Annotated in this window: 14 protein-coding genes; 5 read left to right on the top strand and 9 right to left on the bottom strand. The window is 62.1% G+C overall.

Annotated features, from left to right (window positions below):
* Positions 1–145: 145 nt before the first annotated feature.
* From groL to DM374_RS10425, 5 genes are all read right to left on the bottom strand, one after another.
* Positions 146–1798, bottom strand: coding sequence for a chaperonin GroEL (gene groL, locus DM374_RS10445; RefSeq protein ID WP_110969753.1), 1653 nt, complete (start codon positions 1796–1798; stop codon positions 146–148).
* A gap of 47 nt (positions 1799–1845) precedes the next feature.
* On the bottom strand, positions 1846–2139 hold the full coding sequence (locus DM374_RS10440; protein ID WP_095154713.1) for a co-chaperone GroES: 294 nt from the start codon (positions 2137–2139) through the stop codon (positions 1846–1848).
* A 258-nt stretch (positions 2140–2397) separates the two neighbouring features.
* A complete protein-coding gene (locus DM374_RS10435; protein WP_110969752.1) occupies positions 2398–2871 on the bottom strand; it encodes an FxsA family protein in 474 nt (157 codons plus the stop codon).
* A gap of 65 nt (positions 2872–2936) precedes the next feature.
* On the bottom strand, positions 2937–3668 hold the full coding sequence (locus tag DM374_RS10430; RefSeq protein WP_110969751.1) for a HugZ family pyridoxamine 5'-phosphate oxidase: 732 nt from the start codon (positions 3666–3668) through the stop codon (positions 2937–2939).
* 99 nt (positions 3669–3767) lie between these two features.
* On the bottom strand, positions 3768–4775 hold the full coding sequence (locus DM374_RS10425; protein WP_110969750.1) for a DUF481 domain-containing protein: 1008 nt from the start codon (positions 4773–4775) through the stop codon (positions 3768–3770).
* Between the two features lie 144 nt (positions 4776–4919).
* Here DM374_RS10425 and DM374_RS10420 point away from each other — a divergent pair, with 144 nt between their 5' ends.
* Complete coding sequence (locus tag DM374_RS10420) at positions 4920–5273, top strand: MGMT family protein (protein ID WP_110969749.1); 354 nt, start codon at positions 4920–4922, stop codon at positions 5271–5273.
* A 43-nt stretch (positions 5274–5316) separates the two neighbouring features.
* A complete protein-coding gene (locus DM374_RS10415; RefSeq protein ID WP_110969748.1) occupies positions 5317–6879 on the top strand; it encodes an AmpG family muropeptide MFS transporter in 1563 nt (520 codons plus the stop codon).
* A gap of 1 nt (position 6880) precedes the next feature.
* On the opposite strand, the gene DM374_RS10410 is transcribed toward DM374_RS10415, so the two are convergent.
* From DM374_RS10410 to DM374_RS10400, 3 genes are all read right to left on the bottom strand, one after another.
* Positions 6881–8125: an MFS transporter gene (locus tag DM374_RS10410; RefSeq protein WP_110969747.1), complete on the bottom strand. Its 1245-nt coding sequence runs from the start codon at positions 8123–8125 to the stop codon at positions 6881–6883.
* Positions 8126–8283: 158 nt separating this feature from the next.
* On the bottom strand, positions 8284–9129 hold the full coding sequence (locus DM374_RS10405; RefSeq protein WP_110969746.1) for a mechanosensitive ion channel family protein: 846 nt from the start codon (positions 9127–9129) through the stop codon (positions 8284–8286).
* Between the two features lie 111 nt (positions 9130–9240).
* The gene (locus DM374_RS10400; RefSeq protein WP_110969745.1) at positions 9241–9726 is read right to left on the bottom strand and encodes a YajQ family cyclic di-GMP-binding protein; all 486 of its coding nucleotides are present in this window, start codon (positions 9724–9726) and stop codon (positions 9241–9243) included.
* Between the two features lie 113 nt (positions 9727–9839).
* Here DM374_RS10400 and DM374_RS10395 point away from each other — a divergent pair, with 113 nt between their 5' ends.
* Genes DM374_RS10395 through DM374_RS10385 form a run of 3 tightly spaced genes read left to right on the top strand, consistent with a single transcriptional unit; the run spans position 9840 to position 13404 of the window.
* Positions 9840–10757: a putative 2-dehydropantoate 2-reductase gene (locus DM374_RS10395; RefSeq protein ID WP_110969744.1), complete on the top strand. Its 918-nt coding sequence runs from the start codon at positions 9840–9842 to the stop codon at positions 10755–10757.
* Between the two features lie 46 nt (positions 10758–10803).
* Complete coding sequence (locus DM374_RS10390; protein ID WP_110969743.1) at positions 10804–12840, top strand: sensor histidine kinase; 2037 nt, start codon at positions 10804–10806, stop codon at positions 12838–12840.
* Between the two features lie 3 nt (positions 12841–12843).
* A complete protein-coding gene (locus DM374_RS10385) occupies positions 12844–13404 on the top strand; it encodes a cob(I)yrinic acid a,c-diamide adenosyltransferase (RefSeq protein WP_110969742.1) in 561 nt (186 codons plus the stop codon).
* A 100-nt stretch (positions 13405–13504) separates the two neighbouring features.
* Here DM374_RS10385 and DM374_RS10380 read toward each other — a convergent pair whose 3' ends face one another.
* The gene (locus DM374_RS10380; RefSeq protein ID WP_110969741.1) at positions 13505–14449 is read right to left on the bottom strand and encodes a Nudix family hydrolase; all 945 of its coding nucleotides are present in this window, start codon (positions 14447–14449) and stop codon (positions 13505–13507) included.
* Positions 14450–14534 lie beyond the last annotated feature (85 nt).

Raw genomic sequence — 14534 nt, 5'->3', positions numbered from 1 at the left:
TAGCCTCGCCACATCGAACGGATAAGCTTCCAGCTCCCAAGCCAAAAAACCAAAGAATCATGACCCCAGCACTCACTGAAGAATCCACCATAAAAAAAGCCCCGCACTAGGCGGGGCTCTTTTGGGTGTAGCGGGTGAGGCTGGCTTACATCATGCCGCCCATACCACCCATACCGCCCATGCCACCCATATCAGGCATGCCGCCACCAGCACCAGCTTCAACTGGAGCATCAGCGATCATGGCTTCGGTGGTGATCATCAGGCCGCCGATCGAAGCTGCAGCTTGCAGCGCCGAGCGAGTGACCTTGGCTGGGTCAAGGATGCCCATCTCGATCATGTCGCCGTATTCGCCGGTAGCAGCGTTGTAACCGAAGTTACCCGAACCCTGCTTGACCTTGTCGGCCACAACGCTTGGCTCGTCGCCGGCGTTGGCAGTGATCTGACGCAGCGGCGCTTCAACAGCGCGACGCAGCAGAGCGATACCGACGTTCTGGTCTTCGTTGTCGCCCTTCAGGTCGACAATGGCGGACAGAGCACGTACCAGGGCAACACCGCCGCCAGGTACAACGCCTTCTTCGACGGCTGCACGGGTAGCGTGCAGGGCGTCTTCAACGCGGGCTTTCTTCTCTTTCATTTCAACTTCGGTGCCGGCACCGACCTTGATCACGGCAACACCGCCAGCCAGTTTGGCCAGACGCTCTTGCAGCTTCTCACGGTCGTAGTCCGAGGAAGTCTCTTCGATCTGGGCGCGGATCTGCTTCACGCGAGCCTGGATGTCGTCTTCAACGCCAGCACCGTCGATGATGGTGGTGTTTTCTTTCGACAGGGTTACGCGCTTGGCGTTGCCCAGGTGCTCAAGGGTAGCGGATTCCAGGCTCAGACCGATTTCTTCGGAGATCACGGTACCGCCGGTCAGGACAGCGATGTCCTGCAGCATGGCTTTGCGGCGGTCGCCGAAGCCAGGTGCCTTGACCGCTGCAACCTTGACGATGCCGCGCATGTTGTTGACTACCAGGGTAGCCAGCGCCTCGCCTTCGACGTCTTCAGCCACGATCAGCAGCGGACGACCGGATTTGGCAACGGCTTCCAGAACAGGCAGCAGTTCGCGGATGTTGGAGATCTTCTTGTCGACCAGCAGCAGCAGCGGGCCTTCCAGCTCGGCAACCATGGTGTCCGGCTTGTTGATGAAGTACGGGGACAGGTAGCCGCGGTCGAACTGCATGCCTTCTACGACAGACAGTTCGTTTTCCAGGCCCGAGCCTTCTTCAACGGTGATGACGCCTTCTTTACCGACCTTTTCCATGGCTTCGGCGATGATGTCACCGATGGAGTTGTCGGAGTTGGCGGAGATGGTGCCTACCTGGGCGATGGCCTTGGAATCGGCGCATGGCTTGGCCAGGTTTTTCAGCTCGGCGACGACAGCGGCGGTGGCTTTGTCGATACCGCGCTTCAGGTCCATCGGGTTCATGCCGGCAGCGACGGCTTTCAGGCCTTCGTTGACGATGGCTTGAGCCAGGACGGTAGCGGTGGTGGTGCCGTCACCGGCAGCATCGTTGGCCTTGGAAGCAACTTCCTTGACCAGCTGGGCGCCCATGTTTTCGAAGGCGTCTTTCAGCTCGATTTCTTTGGCGACGGAAACGCCGTCCTTGGTGATGGTCGGAGCGCCGAAGCTCTTGGCCAGAACCACGTTGCGGCCTTTCGGGCCCAGGGTCGCTTTTACTGCGTCAGCCAGAACGTTGACACCAACAAGCATTTTCTTGCGGGCGGAATCGCCGAATTTTACTTCTTTAGCAGCCATGATCGTTTAATCCTTGAATACTTTGGAGTAACGGAAAACCAGCGGAATCAAGCTTCGATAACAGCGAGGATTTCGTTCTCGCTCATTACCAGCAGGTCTTCGCCGTCAACTTTCACAGTGTTGCTGCCCGAGTAAGGGCCGAAAACCACTTTGTCACCCACTTTCACGGCCAGCGCACGCACTTCACCGTTGTCCAGGATGCGACCGGTGCCGACGGCGACGATTTCGCCGCGGTTTGGCTTTTCAGCAGCCGAGCCTGGCAGAACGATACCGCCAGCGGTTTTCGATTCTTCTTCGCTGCGGCGGATAACGACGCGGTCATGCAGAGGACGAAGCTTCATTGTCGATCTCTCCTGATAGTGGTTTTCATCGGCCGGTATCAATACCGGCGGGTTGATGCTTCCGGCGTTGCCGGTCGTGACTCGCGGGGCGGGCCACGGTTGTCTTTGTCTGGTGCGGATGCCCAGAAACCTTGCGGTGACCCATACATAAGGTCGGCCAAGGCGATTACAAGGCTCACAAAGGAATTTTTTTGCTATGAACCGGACGGAATGAAAAACGGCCCACTCGGGGCCGTTTCTTTTGCGCGCAGGCGTGAATCACTTGTCGCGGTGTTCGTACTCGCCTTCGATCACGTTCGGCTCGCGCGGTACACGACCTTGTGGGCCGGGCCGGGCACCCTCGAACGGATCGTCGGCGAACGCCCGCTGGCGCATGGCCTGGGCTTCTGCACGGCTGCGCAGCTTGCTGACAAACAGACGACGAACGAACGGCAACAGCAGGAGCAGGCCGACCACATCGGAGATGAACCCCGGGATCAACAGCAGGCCGCCGGCCAGGGCCAGCATCAAGCCATGAAACATGTCCTCGGCGGGCAGCTCGCCACGCTGCAGGCTTTCACGCGCACGCAACGCCGTGGCCAACCCGGCCACGCGCACTACGAGCACACCCAGCGCCGAACCGGCGAAGATCAGCAGCAGCGCCGGGAAGAAGCCGATGGAGCTGCTCACCTTGAAAAAGACGTACAGCTCCAGGATCGGGAAAATCAGGAAAAGCAGTAGAAAAGCACGCATCGAGGGTTCCTCTGCGGAAGACATCCTTCCAATAAGACCTCAAATGGTAACTTCAGCTCGAAATTTCAAGCCTCGGCCTGCTGCACCTGTGGCCACTGTTCAGCGTGAGCCAGTGAAACCAAGGCCTGGCGGACTTGTGTCGGATTGTTGCAGGGCTCGGCAAACGCCAACCAGTGAAGGCTTTGGCCGATGCGCAGGTGCATGCCCTCGCTGTCGATACCTGCCAACTGCGCAGGCACGCTGTCCGGCAAACCACTCAGGGCAACGTAATGGGCGATGGCGTTAGTGTGGTCGCTATTCATATGTTCGACCATGCTCAGTTCCGCCTTGCCGGCGAACGGATTGGCGAGCGTGACCTGATCGATCCAGTGAATGGCGCCGAAACCGCCGATATAGCGATGACGCACCGGCTGCAGCACCCAGAAATCGAAATCGTGGGCGCTGTGATAATTGCGCGATTCTGGGAAATAACGGTAATAGCGCTCGGCTGCGGCCTCGATGGCTTCCGGCTGCTCCAGCTTGTGCGCCTCGGCCAGGACGGTCAGACGGCCTACCGCCTGCACATCTTCAGCACCGCGCTCGCCCACCAGCAGCGAACACTTGGGATCTTTCTGCAGGTTGTGAGTGTGCTGGGCGATCCGGCTGATAAGGATCAGCGGATTGCCGTCAGCGTCCAGGCAATACGGCACCACGGAGCCGAAAGGAAAGCCGGGCATCGACTTGGAATGGGTCGAGAGCACCCCACGGTACTCTTTGAGCAGCAGTTCTCGGGCTTGCCTTGCAGCGTTGGCGCTCACGTCTGGACTCCTGGGTAAAACGGGCCGCCCGGCACGGGCGGTGATGCGACAAGCTAATCATTATCACCGCGCAATGCCAAGGGGCCAGCTTCGTCGGTCTTACCAGGTCACGCCGAAGCCTGCGGTGTAGCGGGTCTTGTCCAGGTCGCTGTCATTGGTGCCGCTGATGATGTCTTTTTCGGCCTTGAGGTTGAGCGATGCCCACTCGGTGACCTTGTAGCGCAGGCCCACTTCGGCATCCAGGCTGTAGTCGGCGACGCTACCCAGCGGTCTGCCCACCTCACCGTTGGTGAACACCTCAATGGTCTTGCCGATCAGGTAGCGGTTGTAATCCCACTTCACGCCGACGGAGTAGAAGTTGTCCTTACCGCCGTCGGAGTATTCGTAATCGGTGCGGTTGAGCAGCGAACCGAGGGAGAAGGCGCCCAGTTCGTCATCCCAGAACTGATAGCCCGGACCGGTACCGACGGTGCGCTGACGGGTAAGGTCTTCAATATGGTCGCGTTTGTAGTTCAGGCGGCCTTGCCAGAACCACTTGTCGGTGATGAAGCGGTCGAGTGCGTACTCGGCGCTCCAGTTGTTGGTGGTGGTGACGTCGTCCTTGCTGTCGCGGTTGTATTCGCCCTCGGCATTGTGCCGCCAGCGGCCGTGACGCGCGGTGGTCTTGAAATCAACGTCATAGTCGTCGGTGTTGGACTCGGCACGTTTGTAATCCAGTGCGAGGTCGACATTACCCTTCCAGACCAGGTCCTCGACCACGGGCTTGGGCTTCATGATCTGTTGGATGCTCGCCAGTTCCACGGTCTTCGGCGCCTCGCCGTTGGCCAGGATCACCTTGCCCGCATCCGCCGCTTGCAGCGACTTGGCGCGTTCACCGTTGTACTCATCCTGCTTGACCAGCAGTTCCTGGTCACTTTCCAGGGTCTTGACCTGCTTCCAGTCCAGCGGGATCGAGCCACCATAAGGTGTTTCCAGCAACAGCTTGCCGCCGTCGAACACCTTGATCTTGCCGCTCAGGCGGTCACCGTTCTTCATCCAGACGGTATCGGCTACAGCCGGTGCGCAAACGCCGACCAATGCAAGGCACAACAAGGTTCTAGAATACATAGGCAATACGGACATTAAGGTTCGCGAAAAAAGTGGGGCATTATCCAGATGCTCAGCCCCCGAGCAAGGACAGACCTGACCAATGCCAATGAGTTCAATTGCCAAGTGTTTCCACCAACGCCGTGCCCGGCTGGTTCTTGCCCGATGAAAGCCTCAGCCGACGTGACCCAGCAGCGCGCCGAAGACCGACGGACGGCGCTCTATATGGTGTTGGGCCAGGTGCCAGAAGGCAAAGTCGTCAGCTATGGCGAACTGGCCGATCTGGCGGGCCTGGGCCGCGCCGCACGTTGGGTCGGACGCACCCTGAGCCAGTTACCCCCCGACACCCGTCTGCCCTGGCATCGGGTGCTGGGCGCCGGTGGGCGCTTGAGCCTGGCCTTGGGCACACCCTCCGGGGATGAACAACGGGCGCGATTGCGCGCCGAAGGTGTCAGCCTGCGCAATAATCGCGTCGATATGTCGCGCCATGGCTGGCGTCCGATGGATCACAACAGTTAGAGTGCGCGCTTTGTGTTCGTAATCTTGAGGCAGATGTTGGCCCATGCCCCGTAAAACCTGGCGCGCTGCGCTTGCTGCCTATGCCAGCCCGTCGACCGTGGTGCTCCTGCTGCTCGGCTTCGCCGCCGGCCTGCCTTATATGCTGGTGTTCTCGACGCTGTCGGTCTGGTTGCGCGAAGCCGGAGTCGCTCGCGAAACCATTGGCTACGCCAGCCTGATCGGCCTGGCCTACGCATTCAAATGGGTGTGGTCCCCGCTGCTCGACCAATGGCGCCTGCCATTGCTCGGCAAGCTGGGTCGACGCCGATCCTGGCTGGTCCTGTCGCAGATACTGGTGGTCATCGGCCTCGTCGGCATGGGCTTCTGCGATCCGCAAAAACACCTGTCCTGGTTGATCGCCCTCGCGGTGCTGGTGGCGTTCGCCTCGGCCACCCAGGACATCGCCGTCGACGCCTACCGCCTGGAAATCGCCGACGACCAGCGCCAGGCCGCACTCGCCGCCAGCTACATGGCCGGCTACCGGGTCGCCGCCCTGCTTGCCACCGCCGGCGCCCTGTTCTTCGCCGAGTGGTTTGGCTCTACCGGTTTCAGCTACATGCACAAAGCCTGGACCGGCACCTACGTGCTGTTCGGCGTGATGATGCTGCCAGCATTGCTCACCTCGCTGTTGATGCGTGAACCACCGGTATCGCTGCGCACCCAGTTGCAGGCGGCTCGTTACGGTTTCAGCCATCAATTGATTTCGGTCTTCGTGCTGATCGTGCTGCTGGTGTCGGTGCCGGCCATGTTCACCCAGCTCTACAACACCGACTTCGCCAGCGTGCTGTTCGAAGGGGTCAGCCTGCTCGACCTGCTGCTGGAAGACCGTGCTTTCCTGCGCGCCATCCTCTACATCACCCTCACCTGCCTGTGCCTCTCGGCCATGGGCCGTCGCGGCCTGGCGCCGGTGCTGACCCCGGTCAACGACTTCATCCAGCGCTACCGCTGGCAGGCCCTGCTGCTGCTCGGGCTGATCGCGACCTACCGGATGTCTGACACCGTGATGGGCGTGATGGCCAACGTGTTCTATATCGACCAGGGCTTCACCAAGGACCAGATCGCCAGCGTCAGCAAGATCTTCGGCTTGATCATGACCCTGGTCGGCGCTGGTTTCGGCGGGCTGCTGATCGTGCGCTTCGGCATCCTGCCGATCCTGTTCATCGGCGGCGCGGCCTCGGCGGCGACCAACATCCTGTTCCTGATGCTGGCCGACATGGGCCCCAACCTGCAGATGCTGGTGGTGACCATTTCCCTCGACAACTTCAGCTCGGGCCTGGCCACGTCGGCGTTCGTCGCCTACCTGTCGAGCCTGACCAACCTGAAGTTCTCCGCCACCCAATACGCGCTGCTCAGTTCCATCATGTTGCTGCTGCCGCGTCTGATCGGTGGCTACTCAGGCGTGATGGTCGAGAAGTACGGCTATCACGACTTCTTCCTGATCACCGCGCTGCTGGGCGTACCGACGCTGATCCTGATTGCCTTGCACTGGCATCAGGAACTGCGCCGCGGCAAGCAGGAGCCGGAGCAACCCGGCAACGGCCAGGTCGGCGAGCAACAGCAGCCCTGAATCAGGGCTGCACCGCCAGCGTCCCGCGTCCGTCCCTCAGCACCACCCACAATGGCCACAGCGCCAGCACCCCTGACAGCCCCGCTGCCAGGGCGAATGCCAGCAGGCCGGCACCGGCCCCGAGCATCGCCATCAACGCCCCGCCGAAGCCGAGCAGAGCGATGGTGATCATCCCCAGCATGGCCGACACCAGTCCCTTGCTTTGCTCGCTGCTGAACAGGGTCATGCGGTACAGCACCGCATTGGCCACGCCAAGTCCCAACGCGTAGAGGGACAACCCGACCACCAGGCTCGGCACGCTTGGATAAATCCAGGTCGCCAGCACCGCCGCCAGCAGTCCCGTCAGGAACGGCCACAGCGCGCCACGCACCAGAGTGGTCAGCGGGTAGCGATCGGCGACCCGGTTGATGATCAGGTTGCCGAGGATCAGCCCGCCGAACACCGGCAGTTGCCACAGCGCGTACTGCATCGTGCTGAGGCCTTCGTCGTGGATCAACAACACCGGCGACAAGCCGATCCAGCCAATCAGTGGCAGGCCGATCAAGCCCAGCGCCGCACTGCCGGCAACGAAGCGCCGGTTACCGAGCAACTGGCCATAGCCGGCCAGGAGCGGCAACAGCTGAATGGGCTGGAATTCCAGGCGGGTGCCGTCGCGGCGCTCCACCCCCAGAGTTTCCGGCATGAAGCGGTACAGGGCGAGCCAGGCCAGCACGGCAGCGCCACCAAACAGCACGAACAGCCAGCGCCAGGACACCCACTCCAGCATCAGCGTGCCCACCAACGGCCCCAGCAACGGCGACAACAGGGCGATGTTCGCCAGCAAGGCCATCATCCGCACCGCGTCGGCTTCACTGAATGCTTCGTTCAAGGCCGGATAGCTGACGGTGACCACAAAGCCCAGGCCAATGCCTTGCAACAGGCGCAGCAGGTTGAACACTTCGATACCGTCGACCCAGAAGGTCGCCAGGCACGCGAGGCAGAAGAACGCGCAACCGCCCAACAGCAACGGACGCCGGCCATAGCGGTCGGCCAGCGGGCCGATCAGCCATTGCAACAGTACGCCGCCAAGCAGGTACAGGTTCAGCGCATGGGGGATGAATTCGGGGCTGGCCTGCAGGTCTGTCACCACCTGCGGCATGGCGGGCATCACCACGTCACTGGCGAGGTAGGTGAGGAGTTCGAACAGCGCCAGGGTCATGGCGAAGCAGAAGGCCCTGAACGGGGTGATCTTGAGAAGCGGTGTCATGATTCGGCCAGCATTGGATATCAGACCGGCCTGTATGCCAGAAAAGCCCGGGCGCCGGTAGCGAGAAGAGGTGAAGAAGTGTAATACCCGGCCACAAACGACATCGCCGGCACATGCCCCGGGGAGGCATGTGCCGGCGATGGCTGCAGCGGCTGTGCTTACTGTGTTGCGGTTTCCTGCACCACACGGATCATGCGCTGCGGAAAGGGAACCTCGATGCCCTCGCTTTTCAGACGATCACGCGCACGCTCGTTGAGCATGAACATCACATCCCAATAGTCGCCAGTGTTGACCCAGATACGCAGGGAAATGGTGATGGAGCTTTCGCCGAGGGTCGCGACCACCGCTTGCGGCGCCGGATCCGCATGCACCCGCGGGTCACTCTTGGCCAGGTCGAGCAGGACGTTGCGGGCCTTTTGCAGGTCCGCTTCGTAGTCGACGCCGACATCGAACACCACCTTGCGGGTCGGCTGGCGGTTGTAGTTGGTGATGATGCCGTTGGACAGATTGCCGTTGGGCACGATCACTGTCTTGTTGTCGCCAGTACGCAGCACGGTGTGGAAGATCTGGATGCTGTCGACGGTTCCGCTGACACCCTGCGCCTCGATCCAGTCGCCCAGGCGGAACGGACGGAACAGCAGAATCAGCACGCCGCCGGCGAAGTTCGCCAGGCTGCCTTGCAGGGCCAGGCCAATAGCCAGGCCGGCGGCGCCGATCGCGGCTACGAAAGACGTGGTCTCAACGCCGATCATCGAGGCAACGCTGATGAACAGCAGCACCTTGAGGATGATGTTGGCCAGGGTGCTGATGAAGCCTTGCAGCGCCAGGTCACCATTGCGAATCGCCACCAGGCGGCCCAGCTTCGCGGTCAGCTTGTTGATCAGCCACCAGCCCACCGCCAAAGTGATCAACGCCAGCAGCAAACGGCTGCCATATTCCATGATCAACGGGACCCAGGTTTGCGAAGTCCTGACCAGTTGATCGACCTCAGCGTTCAAATCCATTCTTTTCTCCTAGCCGTGCGGCAAAAATCTGAAAATATCGCGCCGCAAACGTTTCAGCGCTACAGGAACCTCGGACGCCATCAAAATGCCAAGGTTCCCGCAAGCAGGCTGTCAGTCGCGGAAATTGTTGAACTGCAGCGGCATGCCGAACTCTTTGGCGCGCAGGGCCGCGATGGCTTCCTGCAGGTCGTCGCGCTTCTTGCCGGTCACGCGGATCTGCTCGCCCTGGATGGCGGCCTGGACCTTGAGCTTGGCGTCCTTGATATGAGCAACGATCTTCTTCGCCAGTTCTTTATCGATGCCCTCTTTGAACACCGCGTCCTGCTTGGTCACCTTGCCCGACGCGTAGAGGTCCTTGATTTCCAGGCATTGCACGTCGATCTTGCGCTTGACCAGGGCCATGCGCAGGATTTCGACCATTGCCTCGAGCTGGAACTCGGCTTCGGCGGTCAGGGTGACGGTCTGGTCCTTTTCCTTGAACTCGAAGCTGCCCTTGCCCTTGAGGTCGTAGCGGCGATCCAGTTCCTTGACGGCGTTTTCCACGGCGTTGGTGACTTCGTGCTTGTCCAGTTCCGATACCACGTCGAACGACGGCATATCTTTCTCCAAAAAATAAAGGCGCGCTGGCGCCCCTGTGAGAGGAGCGCGATGGAGCGCACCGGGTTTGACGGTTAAAATGCGGGCTCATTATAAACGCTTGGGAAACGCTGATGAGCAGCACCTGGCATATTCTCGGCGCCGGCAACCTCGGTAGCCTCTGGGCCTGCCGCCTGGCGCGGGCAGGCAAACCGGTCCGGTTGATTCTGCGCGACGCACAACGGCTGCACGCCTACGAGGCGACAGGCGGCCTGACGCTGGTCGAGCAAGGACAACCGCGGACCCTCCCTATCGCAGCGGAAAGCACTGCGGCCACCGGGCCAATCAGCCGACTGCTGGTGGCCTGCAAAGCCTACGACGCGGAAAAGGCTGTCGCCAGCATCGCCCATCGTCTGACGGCGGATGCCGAAATCATCCTGCTGCAGAACGGCCTCGGCAGCCAGGACGAAGTCGCCGCCCGCGTACCGCTGGCCCGCTGCATCTTCGCCTCCAGTACCGAGGGTGCCTTTCGCGAGCACGACTGGCAGGTGAATTTTGCCGGGCATGGCTTCAACTGGCTGGGCGATCCGGCCAACCCGCTGCCACCAGACTGGCTTGATGACCTGAGTGACGCCGGCATCCCCCACCAGTGGACGCCCGATATCCTCACCCGCCTATGGCGCAAGCTGGCGCTCAATTGCGCGATCAACCCGCTGACCGTGCTCTACGATTGCCGCAACGGTGGCCTGACCGAGCACCACTGCGAGGTCGCGACGCTGTGCGCAGAGCTGGCCGAGCTGTTGCAGGTCTGCGGTCAGCCGCAGGCCGCCGAAAACCTGGCCACGGAAGTCGAACGGGTCATCCAGGCCACGGCCGCCAACTACTCTTCGATGTACCAGGACGTTCGAAACCGGCGCCGCACCGAGATCCACTATCTGCTCGGCCACGCCTGCCGCACCGCTGCCCGTCACGGACACACCCTGGCGCACCTGGAACGGCTCCACCGGCGCCTGGTCGAACACCTGAACAACCACGGATTGCCCAGCGACTGAGGGCAGCGTTACCCTGCCCTTCCCACCACAGGACCACGCCTTCCCCATGCCCTTGCGCGAACGCCTGGAAAACCTGCCGGTCGGCCAGAAATTGCTGGCCGCCCTGCTGGTGCTGCTGATCACCATCCTGCTGGTGGCCAACCTGACCTTTATCAGCGCCGCCTACTGGATCTCCCAGGAAGCCATGGCGCCACAGGCCCTGCAAACAATCGGCCGCCTGGTCTCCACTCCACAGATCGCCCAGCAGGCCACCGACTCTCCCGAAGCCGCCAACAAACTGCTGCAGGAACTCGACACCTACTCGCCGCTGCGCGCCGCCGCCCTCTACGGCTCCGATGGCAAGCTGCTAGCGCAGTTGCAGCACGGCGAGCCAATCGCCCTGCCCAAGCGCTACCGCAACATCGAAAGCTGGCGCCTGACTGAATTCCGCAGCACCCAACTGGTCAGCCTGGGCCGCCCCGGCAGCCCGCCGGGGCATTTGTTGCTGGTGGCCAGCAGCGAACTGCCGATGGCCTTCTACACCGGAACACTCACCGCCAGCCTGGGCATCCTCGTATTCAGCGTGCTGCTGTGGATGATCATCGCCCGGCAGATCAAGCGCCTGATCACACAGCCGATCTACCAACTCGAACAACTCTCGCGCCAGGTGACCCGGGAAGAGAACTACGCCCTGCGCGCCAGCCCTGGCAACCATGATGAAATCGGCAGCCTGGCCGAAGCGTTCAACACCATGTTGTCGCGCATCGAAGCACGCGAGCAGCAGCTCAAGCGCGCGCGCGACGAGTTCCAGCATGCCTTCGACCAGGCCCAGGGGCTCGCCGAGGAAACCCGTCACACCAACCGCAAGCTGGAACTGGAAGTCCAGGTGCGCAGCAAGATCGAACGCAAGCTCACCGGTTTCCAGAACTACCTCAACAGCATCATCGACTCCATGCCCTCAGCGCTGATCGCCCTCGATGAACAGCTCTACGTCACTCAATGGAACCAGGAGGCCAGCGCCCTTTCCGGGACGCCGCTGGACGAAGCCCTGAACCAGCCGATCTTCCTCGCCTTCGAACCGCTCAAGCCGTTCCTGCCGCAGCTCAATGAGAGCGTCGAGAAGCACCGGGTGGCGAAGATCGAGCGTGTGACCTGGACCAAAGACGACGACGCCCGCCACTACGCCCTGACCTTCTATCCGCTGATGGGCGGCGGCGGTCGTGGTGTGGTGATCCGTATCGACGACATCACCCAGCGCCTGTCACTGGAAGAAATGATGGTGCAGTCGGAAAAAATGCTTTCGGTCGGCGGCCTCGCGGCGGGCATGGCCCACGAAATCAACAACCCGTTGGGCGCCATCCTGCACAACGTGCAGAACATTCGCCGGCGCCTGTCCCCGGAACTGCCGAAGAACCTCGAACAGGCCAACGAGACCGGCATTGACCTGGCCACCGTCAACCGCTACCTGGAAGGTCGCCAGGTACCGCAACTGCTTGATGGCATCCAGCAGGCCGGTGCCCGCGCGGCGAAGATCGTCACCCACATGCTCAGCTTCAGTCGGCGCAGCAACCGCCAAATGGCGCCCTGCGACCTGCCGGCCTTGATCGACCAGGCCGTGGAGATCGCCGGGAACGACTTCGACCTGACCATCGGCTTCGACTTCAAGGGCCAGGCTATCGTCCGCCAGTTCGACCCCGAGCTCGGTCCGGTGGCCGGCACCGCCAACGAACTGGAACAGGTGCTGCTCAACCTGCTGAAAAACGCTGCCCAGGCCATTCACCTGCGCGAAGACGACCGCGAGCCCGGACGGATTACCCTGCGTACCCGACTCAACCCGCCATGGGCGGAAATCCAGGTCGAGGACAACGGCGTCGGCATGCCCGAAGCCGTGCGCAAACGCACCTTCGAACCGTTCTTCACCACCAAGGAAATCGGCCAGGGCACAGGCCTCGGCCTGTCGGTGTCATATTTCATCATCACCAACAACCACAAGGGCCAGATGGAAGTGCAGTCGGCGCCGGGCCAAGGCACCTGCTTCACCCTGCGCCTGCCGCTGGCCGCCAGCCTCGCGCCGCTTCCGGCGCCCAACAAACTGGAGTCATGAACCATGGGCTTTCGCCTGTCGAAGATCTACACCCGCACTGGCGACAAGGGCGAAACCGGCCTCGGTGACGGCCGACGCGTGCCCAAGGACCACCCGCGCATCGAAGCCATCGGCGAAGTCGATACGCTGAACAGTCAACTGGGGCTGCTGCTGGCCGGTCTGGCGGAACAGGGACTGGAAGAAGTGATCGAGGTGCTGGCACCGTGTCAGCATCGCTTGTTCGACCTTGGCGGCGAATTGGCGATGCCCAGCTACCAGGCGCTGAACGCCATTGAAGTGGAACGGCTGGAAGCGGCCATTGACCGCTGGAACGAAGAGCTGGGCCCGCTGGAAAACTTCATCCTGCCCGGCGGTTCGGCGCTAGTGGCCCAGGCCCATGTCTGCCGTAGTCTGGCTCGTAGCGCCGAGCGGCGCTGCCAGCAGCTCAACGCGATAGAGCCGCTGGCGGGTGTCGGGCTGGCTTACATCAATCGGTTATCCGACCTGCTGTTCGTCGCGGCACGTCTGATCGGGCGGCGCCAGGGTATCGGCGAAGTGCTGTGGCAGGCCTCGGCGAAACCCTGAGCCAGGCCACACCGCGAGCAAGCTCGCGCCTACGATTGCACCGATTGCCGGGACACCGGACCGTCGCGAAGGGCTGCAAAGCAGCCCCACTGGATTCGACTCAGACCTCGGGCCAGAAAGCCCGGATCCCGGCCACGCCTTGCGCGCCAATCCGCCAGGCGCGCTCGCGCTCGGCGGCGCCCACGCCGCCCAGCAGGAACACCGGCCGGTTGAAGCCTTCGATCAGTTGCTGTGCCGCATCCCAACCCAATGGCTGTGCCTCAGGATGAGTCTGGGTGGCCTGCACCGGTGACAAGGTTACGAAATCCACGCCCATCTGCTCAGCCAGGGCCAGTTCTTCGGCGTTATGGCAGGACGCAGCCAGCCAGCGCTCCTTGGGGAACGGACGGCCATTGGCGGCGTACTTGCGCAGTTGCTCGGAGGTCAGGTGCCAACCGGCCGACGGGAAATCGCCCAGCCATTCCAGGGGTCCCTTGAGCATCAGTTGCGCCTTGCCCGCACAGAGTCCGGCCGCATCCACCGCCACATCGCGGTATTTGGGGTCGTACATGTTCGGCGCACGCAGTTGCACCAGCTTGATCCCGCCGGCGATGGCCTTCTGGATGCCGCGCAGCATCTGCGGGACTTCCAGGTCATCCGGCGTGATCAGGTACTCGCCAGGCAAACGCGCGGCGGCGACGATAGGCCGGTTGGCCTCGGGGAATTCGTACTGCGCCAGGTCCCTCGGTGACACCCAGGCCAGCGGCTGGCCTTCGGCGCCATGGGGTTCACCCGTGAAACCGCTGACGTCCCAGACATCCAGCAAAATCTGCTTATCCGGGTAGTCATGCTTGATCTTGATCAGTGGCCGCGCCGCGGTCACTTCGATGCCCAGCTCTTCGCGCAGTTCGCGCGCCAAGGCCGCGTCCACGGTTTCGCCGTCTTCAACCTTGCCCCCGGGGAACTCCCAGAGACCGCCTTGGTGCTGGGTCTTGTCGCGACGAGCGATGAGGATTTGCCCGTCAGCACCGCGGATGACCGCGGCTGCTACATGAATTCGTTTCAACGTTCACTCTCCGCCAGAAATCCACACTTGGGTACATAACCCGAACCGGCAAGCCCGCCCGCGGTTGGCGGGCTTGCCGGAGACG

This window comes from Pseudomonas huaxiensis (assembly GCF_003231275.1).
GTDB lineage: Bacteria > Pseudomonadota > Gammaproteobacteria > Pseudomonadales > Pseudomonadaceae > Aquipseudomonas > Aquipseudomonas huaxiensis.
This window is presented reverse-complemented; position numbering and strand designations above follow the sequence as displayed.

Coding starts and splice junctions, on each gene's coding strand:
- groL (WP_110969753.1), bottom strand. CDS start 1,798: ATGGCTGCTAAAGAAGTAAAATTCGGCGATTCCGCCCGCAAGAAAATG.
- DM374_RS10440 (WP_095154713.1), bottom strand. CDS start 2,139: ATGAAGCTTCGTCCTCTGCATGACCGCGTCGTTATCCGCCGCAGCGAA.
- DM374_RS10435 (WP_110969752.1), bottom strand. CDS start 2,871: ATGCGTGCTTTTCTACTGCTTTTCCTGATTTTCCCGATCCTGGAGCTG.
- DM374_RS10425 (WP_110969750.1), bottom strand. CDS start 4,775: ATGTATTCTAGAACCTTGTTGTGCCTTGCATTGGTCGGCGTTTGCGCA.
- DM374_RS10420 (WP_110969749.1), top strand. CDS start 4,920: ATGAAAGCCTCAGCCGACGTGACCCAGCAGCGCGCCGAAGACCGACGG.
- DM374_RS10415 (WP_110969748.1), top strand. CDS start 5,317: ATGCCCCGTAAAACCTGGCGCGCTGCGCTTGCTGCCTATGCCAGCCCG.
- DM374_RS10410 (WP_110969747.1), bottom strand. CDS start 8,125: ATGACACCGCTTCTCAAGATCACCCCGTTCAGGGCCTTCTGCTTCGCC.
- DM374_RS10405 (WP_110969746.1), bottom strand. CDS start 9,129: ATGGATTTGAACGCTGAGGTCGATCAACTGGTCAGGACTTCGCAAACC.
- DM374_RS10400 (WP_110969745.1), bottom strand. CDS start 9,726: ATGCCGTCGTTCGACGTGGTATCGGAACTGGACAAGCACGAAGTCACC.
- DM374_RS10395 (WP_110969744.1), top strand. CDS start 9,840: ATGAGCAGCACCTGGCATATTCTCGGCGCCGGCAACCTCGGTAGCCTC.
- DM374_RS10390 (WP_110969743.1), top strand. CDS start 10,804: ATGCCCTTGCGCGAACGCCTGGAAAACCTGCCGGTCGGCCAGAAATTG.
- DM374_RS10385 (WP_110969742.1), top strand. CDS start 12,844: ATGGGCTTTCGCCTGTCGAAGATCTACACCCGCACTGGCGACAAGGGC.